1 protein-coding gene is annotated in these 230 nt (G+C 71.3%); it reads left to right on the top strand.

Going from position 1 to position 230, the window contains the following annotated elements:
- On the top strand, positions 1-230 hold a 230-nt coding region (locus J0695_RS41560), incomplete at both ends, for a cation:proton antiporter domain-containing protein (RefSeq protein WP_206969994.1).

Here is a 230-nt window from a genome sequence, read left to right as displayed (position 1 = left end):
GGCCGCGACCGGATCGGGCGGCGCGACGAGTGCGCCGAGCGCGACGGCGGCTCGTCTCCATCCTGGAGGGCGAGGGGCTGTTCAACGATGTGACCGCGATCGTCCTCTACCACGTGGCCATTGCCGCCGTCGTGACCGGGACCTTCTCCTGGCCGCATGCCGTAGGGGAGTTGGTCCTCTCCGGTGTGGTCGCGACGGCCGTCGGCCTGGCGCTCGGCTGGCTCACCAAC

This window comes from Streptomyces beijiangensis (assembly GCF_017315755.1).
Lineage (GTDB): Bacteria > Actinomycetota > Actinomycetes > Streptomycetales > Streptomycetaceae > Streptomyces > Streptomyces beijiangensis.
This window is presented reverse-complemented; position numbering and strand designations above follow the sequence as displayed.